A 14,235-nucleotide genomic window follows, 5' to 3' on the forward strand; every position below is an offset into this window, starting at 1 on the left:
ATAATACGATCGGGAATACCTAGTTTATGTAGACGAAGGAGGACGGCCGGATGGATGGGAGGATGAGCAGTCGTCCGGGACGACTGCTGCTGCCGGCGGCGCTGCTGCTGATATGGGGGTGCGCGGGCTGCGGGGGGACGGAGGACGCCGCATACCGGCTGCAGGAAGCCGCCGGCACTGCCGTAACGTTAGCGGGAGTGGACGAAGACCCCGCCGGTATTCGCATGACCACGCGGCAAGCGGTTCCCGGGCAAGCGGGGAGCGGCCTGCAGGCGAACGCAGTGACGAATGTCGAGGCGCGGTCGTTCGTTTCGCTGGCCGAGGGGGCGATGCGATGGAAGCAGAAAGATCCGCCGCAGGTGGTGGTCATCGGCGAGGCCTGGGTGCGCCGTCACGGGATTCCGGCGTCTTGGCTGGCCGAGTTCCGCCGCATGGGGATTCGACAAGGCAGCAGGCCGGCCGTCGCCGTTGTCGGAGGGACGGCGGAAGCTTTCGTCCGCCGCCCGGACGCAGGTTCGCTCGGTCGAATGGCTCTGGAGCCGCAAGCGGTCGTTCGCAGCTCGCTGTACGAAGCGAAGCCGGAATACGAATCCGATCTCGCGCTTCCCTTCTTTGCGTTGGATCCTTCCGGTACGGGGACTGGCACGGACGGAAATGAAATTGGAAGAAATCCCCTTGTTTCAGTGAAAGCGATGCTGTTTAAAAAACAACAGCTTGTCGCCATTCTCCCGCCGCAGCAAAGCCGGCTGCTGGTCTGCTTGCGCGGAGGAAGCTCGCTTCAGGAGCCGCTCGGAGCGGGGGCGGCGCAAGCTGCGTTACAGCCGCAAGCCGGGAACGGGGGCTTGTCCGTATCGTCGGTGTCCTGCCGGACAAGCGTAGCCGCTAACGGCGATTTGCAGCGGCCTCGCCTGCGCATCGCCCTGCATGTGAACGGCATTGACGCTTCGGACGCCGTTACTGCTGCCGAGGCATCCGCTTACGAGCGGTCGATGTACATGCAGGCGAAAGCGCTGATTGAGCAGCTGCAGCGGCTGGAGATCGATCCGTTGAATTGGGGAGAAGCGATGCGTTCGCAGTACCCCGGATTTTGGACGGCGGATCGGTGGAGATCGGCGTTCGCTAAAGCAAGCATTCAGCTTGACGTGAACGTACACATTCGCGGAGGTGTCACACAATGACGAATCGACTAACAAATAAGATGGTGCGGAGAGCGGCGCTCGCCGCGGCGGCGCTGCTCACTGCGGGTACACTGCTCGCCGCATGCCAGAAAAGCGAAAAGAAGCCGGAGGATAACGCTCAAACCGCACCGGCTCCGGCGACCGGTGGGGAGCAGCAGCCCGGATCGGCTGGTCAAACGCCTCCAGCCGGCCAGGGCGGGACCGGTACGGCCCCCGGCGGAACGGCTGCACAGCCGAATGAGCCGGTTAAATTAACGCCGCTCTCCTATCTGGAAGAAGAGAAAAAGTTTATTCGCGAAACCGCAAATAAGCTCGGCGTCAAAACCGTCTATTTGCCGCAGCAGGGCGCTCCCGACGATAGACTGAGCCAGGTGCAGGGAATGGAGAAGGCGTTCGCGCTTGTCTTTTTGAAGATGCAAATTGTCGAATCGGCTCAAGAAATCAAACCGGCGGACAAGCCCGAATCGGAACGGGAGGTCAAGCTCAACATCGGCACGGGCAAATGGGTCACCGTCGCCGGGCAGCCTACGCTCTACTTGAAGCTCGGCGATACGTATTTGGCGCTAAGCTCGGCAAAATCCGTCTCGCCGCAAGAAATTGAAGCCATCGCCGAAACGTTGGCGCCCATGAAGTAACGGGTACCTGCCGACCGCGAAGACGGGCGTTCTTCTCAGCTCGATTGTCCCTTGCGCGCATAGGATGAATGCAGCAGTTCGATTCGATACTTGCGGGAGGGATCCATCATGGCGGAAGGCATCGACCGCGCGGCCCCTTTTACGACGGCGGCGCCGCTCGACTGTTTGCGCAGCAACGGCATCACGTTTATCGGCAGATATTACAGCAATTCCGATTGGAAAAACTTGACCCGCAGCGAAGCGCAGCTCATTTCTTCGCGCGGCCTTTGGATCGTGACGGTTTATCAGGATGCGGCGAATAACCCCGGCTATTTTACGTATGAGCGCGGGGTCAGCGATTGCAGCAGGGCGATTCAACGGGCAACGGACGTCGGTCAACCGACCGGCACGCCGATTTATTTTGCCGTCGACTTCGAAGTGAGGGCGCAAGATTCGCGTCTGGCGAATGTGGAGCGGTATTTCGAAGGCGTCCAGCAGCGGATGCGGCAGTATGCGCAAGACAACGGCGGCGCGAGCTGGCCGCTCGGCATTTACGGCACGTACGACGCGGTGACGTACATCCGGGACCGGGTCGACGACGTGACGTATATAGGGTTGACGTATGCATGGAGCCGCGGACGTACGCTCGATGAAGCCAACCTGTACCAGTACAGCAACGATCTGACGCTGGACGCATGCCGCAACGCCGGGACTGTGGACCGGGTTCGTTCGAACGGCAGCGGCGGAGGGTTTAAAGTGAATGCATAAGAAGACGGCGCTTTCTCGCAAAGAGAAAGCGCCGTTTTCAATTCGTCAGGAAGGAGGGAGCAAGCCCTTCTTTTCTTTTTCCTCCTGCTTGCGATGGGCGATGCGGCTGCTGGCCGAGGCGGCGATTGCGCCGACGATGTCGTCCAGAAACGTATGCTTGTGCGGGCCGGATTTATCGTTCAAGGTTTGGACGATGCCGGGCTTCAGCTTGTCGATGTACCCGAAGTTCGTTAATCCGATGCTGCCGTACACGTTGACGATCGACAGCGCCAAAATTTCATCGCAGCCGTACAGGCCTTCGTCGTTCTCGATCATTTCCTGCAACGGGGAACGCAGCTTTCCTTCTTCGGTGAGAATATCGAGCTGAATGCCGGTCAGGATGGCGTTCTGCACCTCGCGTTTGGACAACACCTGCTCGACACTTGTTTGGCATTCTTCGATCGTCAAGGTGTCGTAATAATTTTGCTGAAGTAAGAACGTAAGTTCGGCGATATCTTCGATACGAACGCCGCGCTCCTGCAGCCATTGCTTGGAAGCCTCGGCTACTTGTTGACTGTTCAAGCTGTAGGTCATGCGGATCCTCCTTTGGGCTGCGTGTAAAACTGAAAGTCGTTTTTGCCCTGCTGCTTCGACGCGTACATGGCGATATCGGCGCACTGGAGGAGCGAATCGGCGTCAGGGGCGTCCTCCGGGTAGAAAGCAGCTCCGATGCTGCTTGTAATCGCGATCTGTTGGCCGCTCAGCTCGAACGGCTGGCTGAGCACCTCTGCAATGCGCCTTCCGATCTTGGCGACATCCTCCCGCAGTTCGAACTGCTGCAGCAGCACAACGAATTCATCCCCGCCCATCCGGCATATCGTATCCGGCTCGCGTATGGAATGGGAGAGACGGGAGGCGGCGGTAGCGAGCAGCTCATCGCCGATGGCGTGCCCGTAGGTGTCGTTGATGCGCTTAAAATCGTCCAAATCCAAGTACAACAGGGCTAGTTTATGATGATAGCGCCTCGCAATATGCAGCGCTTGCGTGAATCGATCGTGAAATAGACGGCGGTTAGGAAGCCCCGTTAACGCATCATGATAGGCAAGACGAGTAAGCCGTTCTTCCTGCTGCTTATAGGAGCTGATGTCTTTCGCGGATAGAGCGGCTTGTCCACAGGCTCCGTCGTGGTTCAGCGGGTAGCCTTTGGCTTCCAGCCAAAGCAGCTTGCCGTCGGGCAGGAAGATGCGGAACATCATGACAAAGGATTGGGACTGCTGAAGCAACACCTGGCAGGCGTTTTGAAGCCCCTGTAAATCCCCGTCGAATACCTTGGCATATAAAGGCTCGCCCGCATTGTGAGCAGGAGAGACGCCGATCGGCGTTCCGGCTGCATCAAACAGCCACAACCAGTCCGGCGATTGCTGAACGGCTGTCCGGTATAGACGGTCGGTGAAAGAATCGGGGAGACGGTTTTCCATCGGAATCACCTCTTTTTGGAAAAACTCTCCTTTATTATAGGTTTCGGGGGCTAGTTAAATCAAGATAATATGCGACTTTGGAAGCAAATAAGTTTCTGCTCAAAATGGACAAAGTACAGGCATAAACTTGTCTTCCTCCCGTATATATAGAGGTAAACGGACAACACCCCAATACCAAGGAGGAAACGTAAATGAAACAGGATAAGTGGATCCGGTGGGCCGCCGTTACCGGCCTTGTCATGGTTGTGACGACAGGCTGCTCGTTATTGGACACGAAGGAACAATCGCAGCCCATCGACCAGCCTCCGAGCGGTATAGAAGCGAAAACGACGAGTGTACAGCCGTCCGCGGAGATCGCCAATCCGATGCAGCTGACCGTGTACGCCAAAGACGAGCGAGGGTTCGTAGCCCCGATTTCGCTGCAGGTGGAGAAAACCGAAGGCACAGCGAAGAAAGCGCTCGAGTATATGGTCGAAGGCGGTCCTTCCGAGGGACGTCTGCCTGCGGGCTTCAGCGCGCTGCTGCCCAAAGGCACCGAGGTCAAGGGCATCAACATTATCAAAGATCAGAAGCTCGCGGTTGTCGACTTTTCCAAAGCCTTTAACGACTACAACCTGCAGGACGAGCGTAAAATATTGGAAGCCGTAACGTGGACCGTGACCGGATTTCCGACTGTCGATAAGGTGCAAATCCGGGTCGAAGGCACGGCGATCAAAGAGATGCCGGTTGGCGGAACGCCGCTCGACGAGCCGCTGTCCCGCACAATGGGCATCAACATTGAGAAGCCGGACGGCGTTGAGTACGGGCAGACGACGCCGGTCACGCTGTACTTCCTGAGCCAAAACCAAGAAGAGTATCCGTATTATGTGCCGGTTACCCGTTTGATTAAACGTACAGACCAAATCTCCGAAGCGGTCGTACAGCAGCTGATCGCGGGACCGGATCAAAGCAAAGGGCTTGAAGCCGTCTTGAACGCGGGCAGCGAGCTGCTCGGCGTCAGTCAGTCGTCCGACGTGATCACCGTCAACTTCTCTGACAAAGTGCTCGGACCGGATGCCAAAGCGCCGGCTGAAGCGTTGAAGGCGGTCGTTCTGTCGATTACCGAAAATGCCGGGACCGGCACGAAGGTGCAAATTCTCGTGAACGGCGATGCCAAAGTCAACGGAACCGACAATCAAAGTTATGCCAAGCCGGTCAGCCGCCCTTCGACGGTCAACCCGAATAAATTATAGGGCTTTCGCCGCAAGCCGCGCCCTCTCCGGAAGCTTCGACGCCTCGGGGATCGGGCGCTTTTCTTTGACGCGGCCGGTCATCAGGCGTTTGGTTTTCCAGGAAGCGTTTGGTACAATGGGTACGTTAAAGTAAAAGGAGGATTCGACGAGTTCATGAGAAGCGACGGGAGAAGAGCCGATCAGGCAAGACCGGTCCGGATTACGACGGGCTATAATAAACATGCGGAAGGGTCCGTATTAATCGAAGTCGGAGACACCAAGGTCATTTGCACGGCGACGGTTGAGGAACGGGTGCCGCCTTTTATGAAAGGACAAGGGCGAGGCTGGGTGACGGCGGAATATTCGATGCTGCCCCGGGCTACGACGGTTCGCAATCAGCGGGAGTCGGCCAAAGGCAAGCTGGGAGGCCGCACGATGGAAATTCAGCGTCTGATCGGCCGAAGCTTGCGTTCTGTCGTTAATTTGGAAGCGCTCGGCGAACGCTCGATTACGCTTGACTGCGACGTGATTCAAGCGGACGGCGGCACGCGAACGACGTCGATTACGGGTGCATTCGTCGCGATGGCGATCGCGATCGATAAAATATCGCGGGAGAAAAATTTGAGTCGCTTTCCGATCAACGATTTTCTCGGGTCGCTCAGCGTCGGCATCATTCAAGGCGCCGCCTGCCTCGATCTGAATTACGAAGAGGATTCGAAAGCCAAGGTCGACATGAATGTCGTGATGACCGGTCAAGGAAAGTTCGTCGAAGTGCAGGGAACCGGCGAGGAAGCTCCGTTCTCCCGCCAGGAGCTCGACGAGCTGCTCGCTTTAGCCGAAGCGGGCATCCAGGCGATGATCGCGGAACAGCAGCAAGCCCTGGGGCCGATCGCAGATCGGATAAGGGGGAATTCGCATGCCGCTTCCCGGTCCTGAGGTGGTCATCGCCACCAAGAACGCCGGTAAGGTGAAGGAATTTCAAGCGCTGTTCGGTGAACGAGGAATCGCCGTCCGAAGCCTTCGGGATTATCCGGATATTCCGGATATCGTGGAGGACGGCGAAACGTTCGCAGCGAACGCGCTCATCAAGGCGAGAGCGGTAGCGAAGGCTATCGGCGCGCCTGCCGTCGCCGACGATTCGGGTCTCGCCGTGGAGCGGCTGAACGGCGCCCCCGGCGTCTACTCGGCGCGTTATGCGGGTGAACCGGCCGACGACGCGGCGAATAACCGCAAGCTGCTCGCCGAGCTCGGGCAGCTTGGGGCGACGGCCGGCGCTGCCGCGAATCCGGGCGGCGTGAAGCTGCTCAGCGCCGCGAAGTTCGTCTGCGCGATGGCGTTCGTTGACGCGGACGGGACAGTCCTTGCGGCGGTAGAGGGCGAATGCGACGGCGCGATTGCGGCGGAGCCGAGAGGCGAACACGGCTTCGGCTACGATCCGCTGTTTTACATCCCGCAGCTCGGCCGCACGATGGCTGAGCTGTCGATGGAAGAGAAGAACGCGCTCAGCCACCGGGGGCAAGCGCTGCGCAAGCTGTGGCAGGCCATGGACAAGCAGGGCTAGAGCCGCATTACGATGCCTTATTTCGCCGTTTATTTATGGGTATACCAAATAGCGGAACTCTGGTACTCTATTTCTCGAAAATCCGTGCTCCGGCACGGTTTCGGGTGAAATAAGGTACGGTGGTTCCGCTATTTGTGTTGCGGTTCCGCCAGTTCCCGCGGCTGCGGAAACTCGCCTTTTTTGGAAAAGTACGCGCCCGTAACAGGCGCGGCTAGCTGCCGCCCAGCGCATCGCGCCGGGCCCTCCCGAGCGCCCCGCCGACCGGCATCGCTTTCCGCCAATCGGGTCGGTGTTCCTCAACGAATCGCGACTTTATACTGACGCAGCCACGTATCCACCTGCGCCAAATAGGCGAACAACTGCGGACCCGTCATCAACTGGCCGAACCACGGCAGGTTGAAGGCGCCGTTGTCGTTCTCCGCGAGCGCGCGGATTTTGGCAACGTCGATGAATTGGAGCAGCGGCGAGGAGGAATCGTTCAATATTTCAAGCACCCAGCTGCGGACGGCGGCCAAGTAGTTCGGGTTGTGCGTTTTGGGGTACGGACTTTTCTTGCGGCCGAGCACGTCTTCCGGCAGCACGCCGCGAAGCGCCTTGCGCAGAATGCCTTTTTCCCGTTCGCCGGACGTTTTGATCTCCCAGGGGATGTTCCAGACGTATTCGACGAGGCGATGGTCGCAGAACGGCACCCGAACCTCGAGGCCGACAGCCATGCTCATCCGGTCTTTGCGGTCGAGCAGCGTCGGCATGAAGCGGGTGATGTTCAGATACGACATCTCGCGCATCCGGTTTTGTTGCTGGTTTTCCCCGGCGAGCCGGGGCACTTCGGATAAGGCTTGACGGTAGCGCTCATGCACGTACTGCTCCGGCTTCACCCAGTCCACGAAGTCCGGCGCCAGCAGCGACACGCGGTCCGGGGTGGCCAGCGCCCAAGGGAACGTATCCGCGTTAAGCGATTGCTCCCGGTGAAACCAGGGATACCCGCCGAAGATTTCGTCGGCGGCCTCGCCGGATATCGCGACCGTAGCGTCCTTCTTGATTTCCCGGCAGAACAAGTACAGCGAGCCGTCGACGTCGGCCATCCCCGGCATATCGCGGGCCGCTACGACCGTTTTCAGCGACTCAACGAGCTCCGGGGTATCGAATTCCTTATAATGATGAACCGTGCCCAGGTATTCGGTCATCCGTTTGATCCACGGGGCGTCCGCATTCGGCTGGAAGACGTTCGCCTTGAAGTGTTTATCGTTGTCGACATAATCGATGGAGTACGTATGAAGCGTACCGAGGTCCTGCTCATTGTAATAGGCCGCGGCGAACGAGGTTAACGCGCTGGAATCGAGACCTCCCGACAGCAGGGTGCAGATCGGCACGTCGGACGCCAGCTGGCGGATTACCGTGTCTTTCAGCAAATCGTGCACGGTGGCCGCCGTCGTGTCCACGTCGTCCTCATGCGGCTTGCTTTCCAGCTTCCAATAGGCGCGTATTTGAATGCCGTTCGCATCCATCACCATCAGATGGCCGGGTTTGAGCTCATGCATATTTTTATAGATCCCGTGGCCGGGCGTGCGCGCCGGTCCGACGGCGAATATTTCAGCGAGCCCTTCCCCGTTGATCTGCGCAGGGAAATCGGGATGCGCCAAAATCGCCTTCGGCTCCGAGCCGAACAGCAGCCGACCCGGGGAATGCGAGTAGAACAGCGGCTTGACGCCGAGCCGGTCCCTGGCGAGAAACAACGTTTGTTCCTCGTCTTCCCATATTGCGAATGCAAAAATGCCGTTAAAACGGTCTACGCAAGCGCGGCCCCATTCAATAAACGAAACGAGCAGCACCTCCGTATCGCACGTCGTAGTAAAACGGTGGCCTTTCGCTTCCAGCTCCCTCTTCAATTCGGGGGCGTTGTAAAGCTCTCCGTTATACACCACGGTGAATGTATTGTCGCCGTATTTGCGCGTCATCGGTTGGGAGCCGTTCGCCGGATCCATAACGCTAAGGCGCCGGTGTCCGAGTGCGCATCGCGGAGTGATCCACGTCCCGGATGCGTCCGGTCCGCGCAGCGACAGCGTATCCGTCATATTGACAAGAATGGAAGGATGCTGGGTTAAATCTCGGTTCCAATCAATCCATCCCGTTATGCCACACATACGTCTCATCCTCTCTGGTCTCATAAGTGAGCGGCTTTTCTAGGCCTTCGCAGGCGACAGCAAGATGATAAAGGTTATGCGGGCGGGGGGCGGTTCATGTCTGTCCGCTTCGTTTCGACAATCCGAAATTGACAGGTACAGATTGGACAAAAGGCTTCGGACAAGCTACACTAATAGAACAGTAATTACTTGGTAGGTCCCGCCAACTTCTCCGTGAATAGAAAAGGCTGGTTTTGTCCCAATCTATCCTTAGGACGAGGGCAGGGTGGAATGGATCAACATGAAAGGTGGTCGTCACATTGAAAAGGACAATGTCTGAGCAGCAAAAGGAATATAAAGAAGCCAAGGAGCTTTTCCAACAAGCAAACAGCGAATTTGAGAAAAAGCTGGCTACGACCAAGAAACTTGGGAAGGTCACTCAGGAAGTGATGGAGCGTTTGGTCGAGGATACGGGGCTGCACACCGCTTTAAACCGGCTCGGGGCTGCGGAGAAGGCACTGCTTGAATGGTCGCACGAAATGATTCAGAATGAGCGCGACTATTTGAAAAACAAAGATTCCGTCGATCGTATGTACGCATTCATCGATCAAAATCCGAACATTAAAGCGCAGCTGATTCAAGCCGCCATGAAAATGGAATAGGCCTGTTACATACGGCAGCCGGGGATCGCACTCCGGCTGCTTTTTTGCATGGCGGATAGAAGTTTTGCTTTCGCCAACAAATTCCGGTACACTGGCTTTCAAAGACGAAAGTACCGAGGAAAGGCGGTGACTTGATGAATTCGCTGCCCCATGAAAACGTGATTCTTTTTCCGAAAACCGTCGAGTACTACCAATACGAGCTGACTCGGCTGCTTGAAGCGGAACGATACGCCGAAGCGATGAAGATGCTTCGCTTTTTGCTGGGCTGCCGTTCGGATGATGTCACCGCGCGGGAGGAATGGCAATCTTTGCTCGGATGGCTGCAGATGATGTTTCCGGATATGGCCTTGCAGAATCAGGACCAACCGGATGAGGAGGATGAGAGCGAGTCCGATTTGCTGCGGCAGCAAATGCTGGCGAAGGGCGAGCAGAGCGAAGCCTACGCGCAGCGGCTGCTGGAGAGCATTCGCAGTCAGCATGCGCCCGATAAGCTGATGCTGGCGCTCGACCAGCTTGCGTTTCTCGAGCACCCCGGGATCGACGAAACGTTGACCGGATGGCTGGAGGAGGAGGAGCTTCACCCCCTGATCCAGTTCAAAACGCTGCAGACGTTGAAGAAGCGGGGAGCTGCGGGCTCTGTTTCGATCCGGAAAAACGGCGAAGACGTCATTTGCGACATCGAAGACACGCCTGAAAATTTCGAAAGATTTCCTTCGCAAATCCAGGACATTATCGCCCGCGTGCAGGAAATCAGCGAAATGAACCACCCGGCGCTGGCGTATTTCGCCAGCGAGATGTGGAACGAATTTCTTGCTTACATTTATGGTACGTCCGCTTACCGGCAAATGCTCAGGCAGGACGCCGCATGTGTGGATGTGTGGGCGGCCGCCCTGCATCTGACGCTGCTTGAGCATGTTTTCGAGGGCGGAGATAAGGCCGAATTGATGGAACTTTACGGAATCACCTCCGAGCTTTCTTTTCAGTGGGAGCAGTCGTATCGGATTATGCAGCATTTCGCATCGGCCGTATTTACGCGGAGGTTGTAACTCTCTCGATTCCGTTTGATCCATACCTTGAAAACGAAATTCATTATGGTTATAATAGAATGGTTATATGGGCGGGCTTGTCCGAATGATCGGAGGCTGGCAGCCGCACGTGAAAAAATACGCGAAGGAACATTTTTGGAGGGGAAGGCATAAAATGAAAGCAAGTTGGGAAAAAATAGAGAAGAACGTCGGCGTTCTGGATATCGAAGTGGATGCGGAACAGGTGGCCGCCGCTCTGGACAAGGCATTTAAGAAAGTTGTAGCAAAAGTGAACGTCCCGGGCTTCCGCAAAGGCAAAGTGCCGCGCGCGATTTTCGAATCGAAATTCGGTGTGGAAAGCTTGTATCAAGACGCGCTTGACATTATTGTACCGGACGCTTATGTGGCGGCTGTACAAGAAACCGGCATTGTTCCGGTCGACCGTCCTGAAGTGGACGTCGAGCAATTTGGTAAAGGCCAGGTTTTGAAATTCAAAGCGAAAGTCGTCGTTAAGCCGGAAGTGGAGCTTGGCGAGTACAAAGGCATTGAGGTTGAAGCCGGCGATGCATCCGTATCGGAAGAAGAAATCAACGAAGAGCTGGAAAGACTGCAAAAACGTCATGCCGAGCTTGTGCCTGTTGAAGAAGGCGTAGCCGAGAATGGCGACGTGGTCGTGATCGATTTCGAAGGCTTCGTCGACGGCGAACCGTTCGAAGGCGGTAAAGCCGAGCGTTATTCGCTCGAACTTGGATCCGGCAGCTTTATCCCTGGCTTCGAAGAGCAGGTTGTAGGACTGGCCAAAGACGGCGAGAAAGAGATCACCGTCACGTTCCCTGAGAACTATCAGGCCGAGGAATTGCAAGGCAAAGAAGCTGTATTCAAAATCAAGCTGCACGACATCAAACGTAAAAACTTGCCGGCGCTCGACGATGAATTCGCTAAAGACGTAAGCGAATTCGAAACGCTTGACGAGTACAAAGCGGATCTTGCCGAGAAGCTGAAGGAACGCAAGCAAAACGAGCTCAACAGCAAAAAAGAAGCGGAAGTTGTCGAGAAAGTGGCAGCCGCTGCCCAAGTGGAAATCCCGCAAGTTATGCTGGATGATGAAGCGGAGCAAATGGTGAAAGAATTCGAAAACCGTTTGCGCACGCAAGGCATGAACATCCAAATGTACTACCAGTTCACCGGTCAAAGCGCCGACGACTTGAAAGCCCAAATGAAAGGCGATGCGGAAAAACGCGTACGCAACAACCTGGTGCTTGAAGCGGTAGCGAAAGCGGAAAACATTGAGGCTTCGGAAGAAGAAATCGAAGCCGAGCTTGAAAGCTTGTCCAAAATGTACGGCCGTTCCGCGGACGAGATTCGCAGCATTTTCGCTTCCAACGGTACGCTTGGTACACTGGTGCAAGATATCGTAGCCCGCAAAACGGTTAAATTCCTTGTAGACAACAGCAAAACGGCTTAAGCGTCGCGAACGGCGCACATAGTTAACAAAGGCACGTGTACCTTCATGCGTGCCTTTGTTTTACCTTCAAACGCTATACATACATAGGGCAGACCTTGGTGACAATAGCCGCAGGGCGGGCAAGGAAGCCCGGGAACGTCGCGGGAAAACAAGCATGGGGCAGCGGAATATGACTTTGGGTTTCAAACGTGTTACAATGTTGGTTGAGGCGTAAAAGGTTAGGCACTTTGGCGTAAAGGGGTTGGGACATTTGACTCTAGTACCTATGGTAGTGGAACAGGAAGGACGCGGAGAACGATCTTACGATATATACTCCCGTTTGCTGAAGGATCGCATTATTTTTCTGGGAAGCGCGATTGACGATGACGTCGCCAACCTGGTTATTGCGCAGCTGTTGTTTTTGGCTGCTACAGATTCCGAGAAGGATATCAGCTTGTACATTAACTCGCCGGGCGGTTCAGTTACTGCCGGAATGGGTATTTATGATACAATGCAGTTTATCAAGCCGGACGTGTCGACGATTTGCGTAGGCATGGCTGCCAGCATGGGCTCTTTGCTGCTCACGGCAGGCGCGCCGGGTAAGAGATTTGCGCTGCCGAACAGCGAAGTGATGATTCATCAGCCGCTCGGCGGGGTTCGGGGACAGGCGTCGGACATTAAAATCCACGCTGACTGGATCATTAAGACGAAGCAAAAGCTCAACCAAATCTACGTGAACCGTACAGGTCAACCTTACGAGAAAATCGAACGCGACACGGACCGCGACAATTTCATGAGCGCGGAAGAAGCGAAAGCTTACGGGCTTATTGATGCGGTTATCACTCGGAGTGATTTGACTTAGAAAAGGAGTGATCCCATGTTTAAATTTAACGATGAGAAAGGTCAGCTGAAATGCTCCTTCTGCGGCAAGTCGCAGGAACAAGTGCGTAAGCTGGTCGCCGGACCCGGCGTTTATATATGCGACGAATGCATCGAGCTTTGTACCGAAATCGTGGAGGAAGAGTTGGGTCACGAGGAAGAGCTCGACTTGAAGGACGTGCCGAAGCCGAAAGAAATCCGCGCCATTCTGGATTCTTACGTCATCGGCCAGGAGCAAGCGAAGAAGTCCATGTCCGTCGCGGTATACAACCACTATAAACGGATTAACTCTCAAGCAAGCAAAGGCGAGGACGTGGAATTGCAAAAGTCCAACATCGTCCTTGTCGGCCCTACGGGCAGTGGTAAGACGCTGCTTGCCCAAACGCTGGCCAAAATTTTGAACGTACCGTTTGCGATCGCCGATGCGACGTCTTTGACGGAAGCCGGCTATGTAGGCGAAGACGTCGAGAATATTTTGCTGAAGCTGATTCAAGCGGCGGATTACGACGTGGAAAAAGCGGAACGCGGCATTATCTATATCGATGAGATCGATAAAGTGGCCCGCAAGTCCGAGAATCCGTCGATTACGCGCGATGTATCCGGCGAGGGCGTCCAACAGGCGTTGCTGAAAATTTTGGAAGGCACAGTTGCCTCCGTTCCTCCGCAAGGAGGCCGTAAGCATCCGCATCAAGAGTTTATCCAGATCGATACGACGAACATCTTGTTCATCTGCGGCGGGGCGTTCGACGGCCTGGAGCAGATCATCAAACGCCGTATCGGCAAGAAAGTGATCGGCTTCGGTACGGACGGCCACAAAGCCGACCTGAAACCGGGTGAATATTTGTCGCTCGTGCTGCCGGAAGACTTGCTCAAATTCGGCTTGATTCCCGAGTTCGTCGGTCGTCTGCCAGTCATCTCCACCCTGGAGCCGCTTGATGAAGCTGCGCTTGTGCGTATCTTGACAGAGCCTAAGAACGCACTGGTGAAGCAATACCAGAAACTGCTGGAGATGGACAACGTGACGCTTGAATTCGATTCCGAGGCGCTTGAAGAAATTGCCAAGGAAGCGATCAAGCGGAATACCGGAGCCCGCGGTTTGCGGGCCATCATCGAAGGCATTATGCTGGAAGTGATGTATGAAGCGCCTTCGCGCACCGAATCGTCCAAATGCCTCGTCACGAAGGATGCCGTTCAAGCGAAAATCGCGCCGCCGATAACGGCTGCCGATGCGCCGCCGGTCAAGAAAAAAGAAGAAAGCGCGTAAGCGCACGTATACTAAAAAAACCGGACACCTCCAATCCGTTGATGGATCGTCT

The 14,235-nt window shown here is 55.9% G+C and carries 14 protein-coding genes; 11 read left to right on the top strand and 3 right to left on the bottom strand.

What is annotated here, in order from left to right; all coding sequences use genetic code 11:
- The first annotated feature begins 50 nt into the window (after positions 1 to 50).
- The 3 genes from PVA01S_RS11790 (at position 51) to PVA01S_RS11800 (ending at position 2,560) form a co-directional block, all read left to right on the top strand.
- Positions 51 to 1,178: a Ger(x)C family spore germination C-terminal domain-containing protein gene (locus tag PVA01S_RS11790; RefSeq protein WP_127607751.1), complete on the top strand. Its 1,128-nt coding sequence runs from the start codon at positions 51 to 53 to the stop codon at positions 1,176 to 1,178.
- Complete coding sequence (locus PVA01S_RS11795; protein WP_127607753.1) at positions 1,175 to 1,813, top strand: hypothetical protein; 639 nt, start codon at positions 1,175 to 1,177, stop codon at positions 1,811 to 1,813. Before PVA01S_RS11790 ends, PVA01S_RS11795 begins: the two co-directional genes overlap by 4 nt.
- A 108-nt stretch (positions 1,814 to 1,921) precedes the next feature.
- The gene (locus tag PVA01S_RS11800) at positions 1,922 to 2,560 is read left to right on the top strand and encodes a DUF1906 domain-containing protein (RefSeq protein WP_127607755.1); all 639 of its coding nucleotides are present in this window, start codon (positions 1,922 to 1,924) and stop codon (positions 2,558 to 2,560) included.
- 45 nt (positions 2,561 to 2,605) lie between these two features.
- Here PVA01S_RS11800 and PVA01S_RS11805 read toward each other — a convergent pair whose 3' ends face one another.
- Positions 2,606 to 3,133 carry a phosphatidylglycerophosphatase A family protein gene (locus tag PVA01S_RS11805; RefSeq protein WP_054796906.1) on the bottom strand — a complete coding sequence of 176 codons (528 nt, stop codon included), beginning with the start codon at positions 3,131 to 3,133 and terminating at the stop codon, positions 2,606 to 2,608.
- Positions 3,130 to 4,017 (bottom strand): sensor domain-containing diguanylate cyclase, encoded by an 888-nt coding sequence (locus PVA01S_RS11810; RefSeq protein ID WP_054796939.1) that lies wholly within the window; start codon positions 4,015 to 4,017, stop codon positions 3,130 to 3,132. The genes PVA01S_RS11805 and PVA01S_RS11810 overlap by 4 nt, the downstream gene beginning before the upstream one ends.
- 191 nt (positions 4,018 to 4,208) lie before the next feature.
- On the opposite strand from PVA01S_RS11810, the gene PVA01S_RS11815 reads away from it, so the two are divergent.
- The 3 genes from PVA01S_RS11815 to PVA01S_RS11825 all read left to right on the top strand — a co-directional run bounded on the left by PVA01S_RS11815 (position 4,209) and on the right by PVA01S_RS11825 (position 6,789).
- Positions 4,209 to 5,249, top strand: a complete 1,041-nt coding sequence (locus tag PVA01S_RS11815; RefSeq protein ID WP_054796905.1) for a GerMN domain-containing protein — start codon at positions 4,209 to 4,211, stop codon at positions 5,247 to 5,249.
- A gap of 153 nt (positions 5,250 to 5,402) precedes the next feature.
- Positions 5,403 to 6,164, top strand: a complete 762-nt coding sequence (gene rph / locus PVA01S_RS11820; protein ID WP_054800177.1) for a ribonuclease PH — start codon at positions 5,403 to 5,405, stop codon at positions 6,162 to 6,164.
- Positions 6,145 to 6,789, top strand: a complete 645-nt coding sequence (locus PVA01S_RS11825; protein WP_054796904.1) for an XTP/dITP diphosphatase — start codon at positions 6,145 to 6,147, stop codon at positions 6,787 to 6,789. Before rph ends, PVA01S_RS11825 begins: the two co-directional genes overlap by 20 nt.
- Before the next feature lie 296 nt (positions 6,790 to 7,085).
- Here PVA01S_RS11825 and asnB read toward each other — a convergent pair whose 3' ends face one another.
- Complete coding sequence (asnB, locus tag PVA01S_RS11830; RefSeq protein WP_127607757.1) at positions 7,086 to 8,930, bottom strand: asparagine synthase (glutamine-hydrolyzing); 1,845 nt, start codon at positions 8,928 to 8,930, stop codon at positions 7,086 to 7,088.
- Between the two features lie 299 nt (positions 8,931 to 9,229).
- Here asnB and PVA01S_RS11835 point away from each other — a divergent pair, with 299 nt between their 5' ends.
- From PVA01S_RS11835 to clpX, 5 genes are all read left to right on the top strand, one after another.
- The gene (locus PVA01S_RS11835) at positions 9,230 to 9,571 is read left to right on the top strand and encodes a hypothetical protein (protein WP_127607759.1); all 342 of its coding nucleotides are present in this window, start codon (positions 9,230 to 9,232) and stop codon (positions 9,569 to 9,571) included.
- Between the two features lie 134 nt (positions 9,572 to 9,705).
- Entirely contained in the window at positions 9,706 to 10,617 is a 912-nt protein-coding gene (locus PVA01S_RS11840; protein ID WP_127607761.1) for a hypothetical protein, read from the top strand.
- Positions 10,618 to 10,771: 154 nt separating this feature from the next.
- Complete coding sequence (tig, locus tag PVA01S_RS11845; protein WP_127607763.1) at positions 10,772 to 12,061, top strand: trigger factor; 1,290 nt, start codon at positions 10,772 to 10,774, stop codon at positions 12,059 to 12,061.
- Positions 12,062 to 12,311: 250 nt separating this feature from the next.
- On the top strand, positions 12,312 to 12,902 hold the full coding sequence (clpP, locus tag PVA01S_RS11850; protein WP_127607765.1) for an ATP-dependent Clp endopeptidase proteolytic subunit ClpP: 591 nt from the start codon (positions 12,312 to 12,314) through the stop codon (positions 12,900 to 12,902).
- Between the two features lie 15 nt (positions 12,903 to 12,917).
- A complete protein-coding gene (gene clpX / locus PVA01S_RS11855) occupies positions 12,918 to 14,183 on the top strand; it encodes an ATP-dependent protease ATP-binding subunit ClpX (protein WP_127607767.1) in 1,266 nt (421 codons plus the stop codon).
- The last annotated feature ends 52 nt before the right edge of the window (positions 14,184 to 14,235 follow it).

It is taken from the genome of Paenibacillus validus NBRC 15382 (assembly GCF_004000985.1).
Classification (GTDB): Bacteria; Bacillota; Bacilli; order Paenibacillales; family NBRC-103111; genus Paenibacillus_G; species Paenibacillus_G validus.

What these genes read in the sequence shown, in the direction of transcription:
- PVA01S_RS11790 (WP_127607751.1), top strand. Translation starts at nt 51, where the DNA reads ATGGATGGGAGGATGAGCAGTCGTCCGGGACGACTGCTGCTGCCGGCG.
- PVA01S_RS11795 (WP_127607753.1), top strand. Translation starts at nt 1,175, where the DNA reads ATGACGAATCGACTAACAAATAAGATGGTGCGGAGAGCGGCGCTCGCC.
- PVA01S_RS11800 (WP_127607755.1), top strand. Translation starts at nt 1,922, where the DNA reads ATGGCGGAAGGCATCGACCGCGCGGCCCCTTTTACGACGGCGGCGCCG.
- PVA01S_RS11805 (WP_054796906.1), bottom strand. Translation starts at nt 3,133, where the DNA reads ATGACCTACAGCTTGAACAGTCAACAAGTAGCCGAGGCTTCCAAGCAA.
- PVA01S_RS11810 (WP_054796939.1), bottom strand. Translation starts at nt 4,017, where the DNA reads ATGGAAAACCGTCTCCCCGATTCTTTCACCGACCGTCTATACCGGACA.
- PVA01S_RS11815 (WP_054796905.1), top strand. Translation starts at nt 4,209, where the DNA reads ATGAAACAGGATAAGTGGATCCGGTGGGCCGCCGTTACCGGCCTTGTC.
- rph (WP_054800177.1), top strand. Translation starts at nt 5,403, where the DNA reads ATGAGAAGCGACGGGAGAAGAGCCGATCAGGCAAGACCGGTCCGGATT.
- PVA01S_RS11825 (WP_054796904.1), top strand. Translation starts at nt 6,145, where the DNA reads ATGCCGCTTCCCGGTCCTGAGGTGGTCATCGCCACCAAGAACGCCGGT.
- asnB (WP_127607757.1), bottom strand. Translation starts at nt 8,930, where the DNA reads ATGTGTGGCATAACGGGATGGATTGATTGGAACCGAGATTTAACCCAG.
- PVA01S_RS11840 (WP_127607761.1), top strand. Translation starts at nt 9,706, where the DNA reads ATGAATTCGCTGCCCCATGAAAACGTGATTCTTTTTCCGAAAACCGTC.
- tig (WP_127607763.1), top strand. Translation starts at nt 10,772, where the DNA reads ATGAAAGCAAGTTGGGAAAAAATAGAGAAGAACGTCGGCGTTCTGGAT.
- clpX (WP_127607767.1), top strand. Translation starts at nt 12,918, where the DNA reads ATGTTTAAATTTAACGATGAGAAAGGTCAGCTGAAATGCTCCTTCTGC.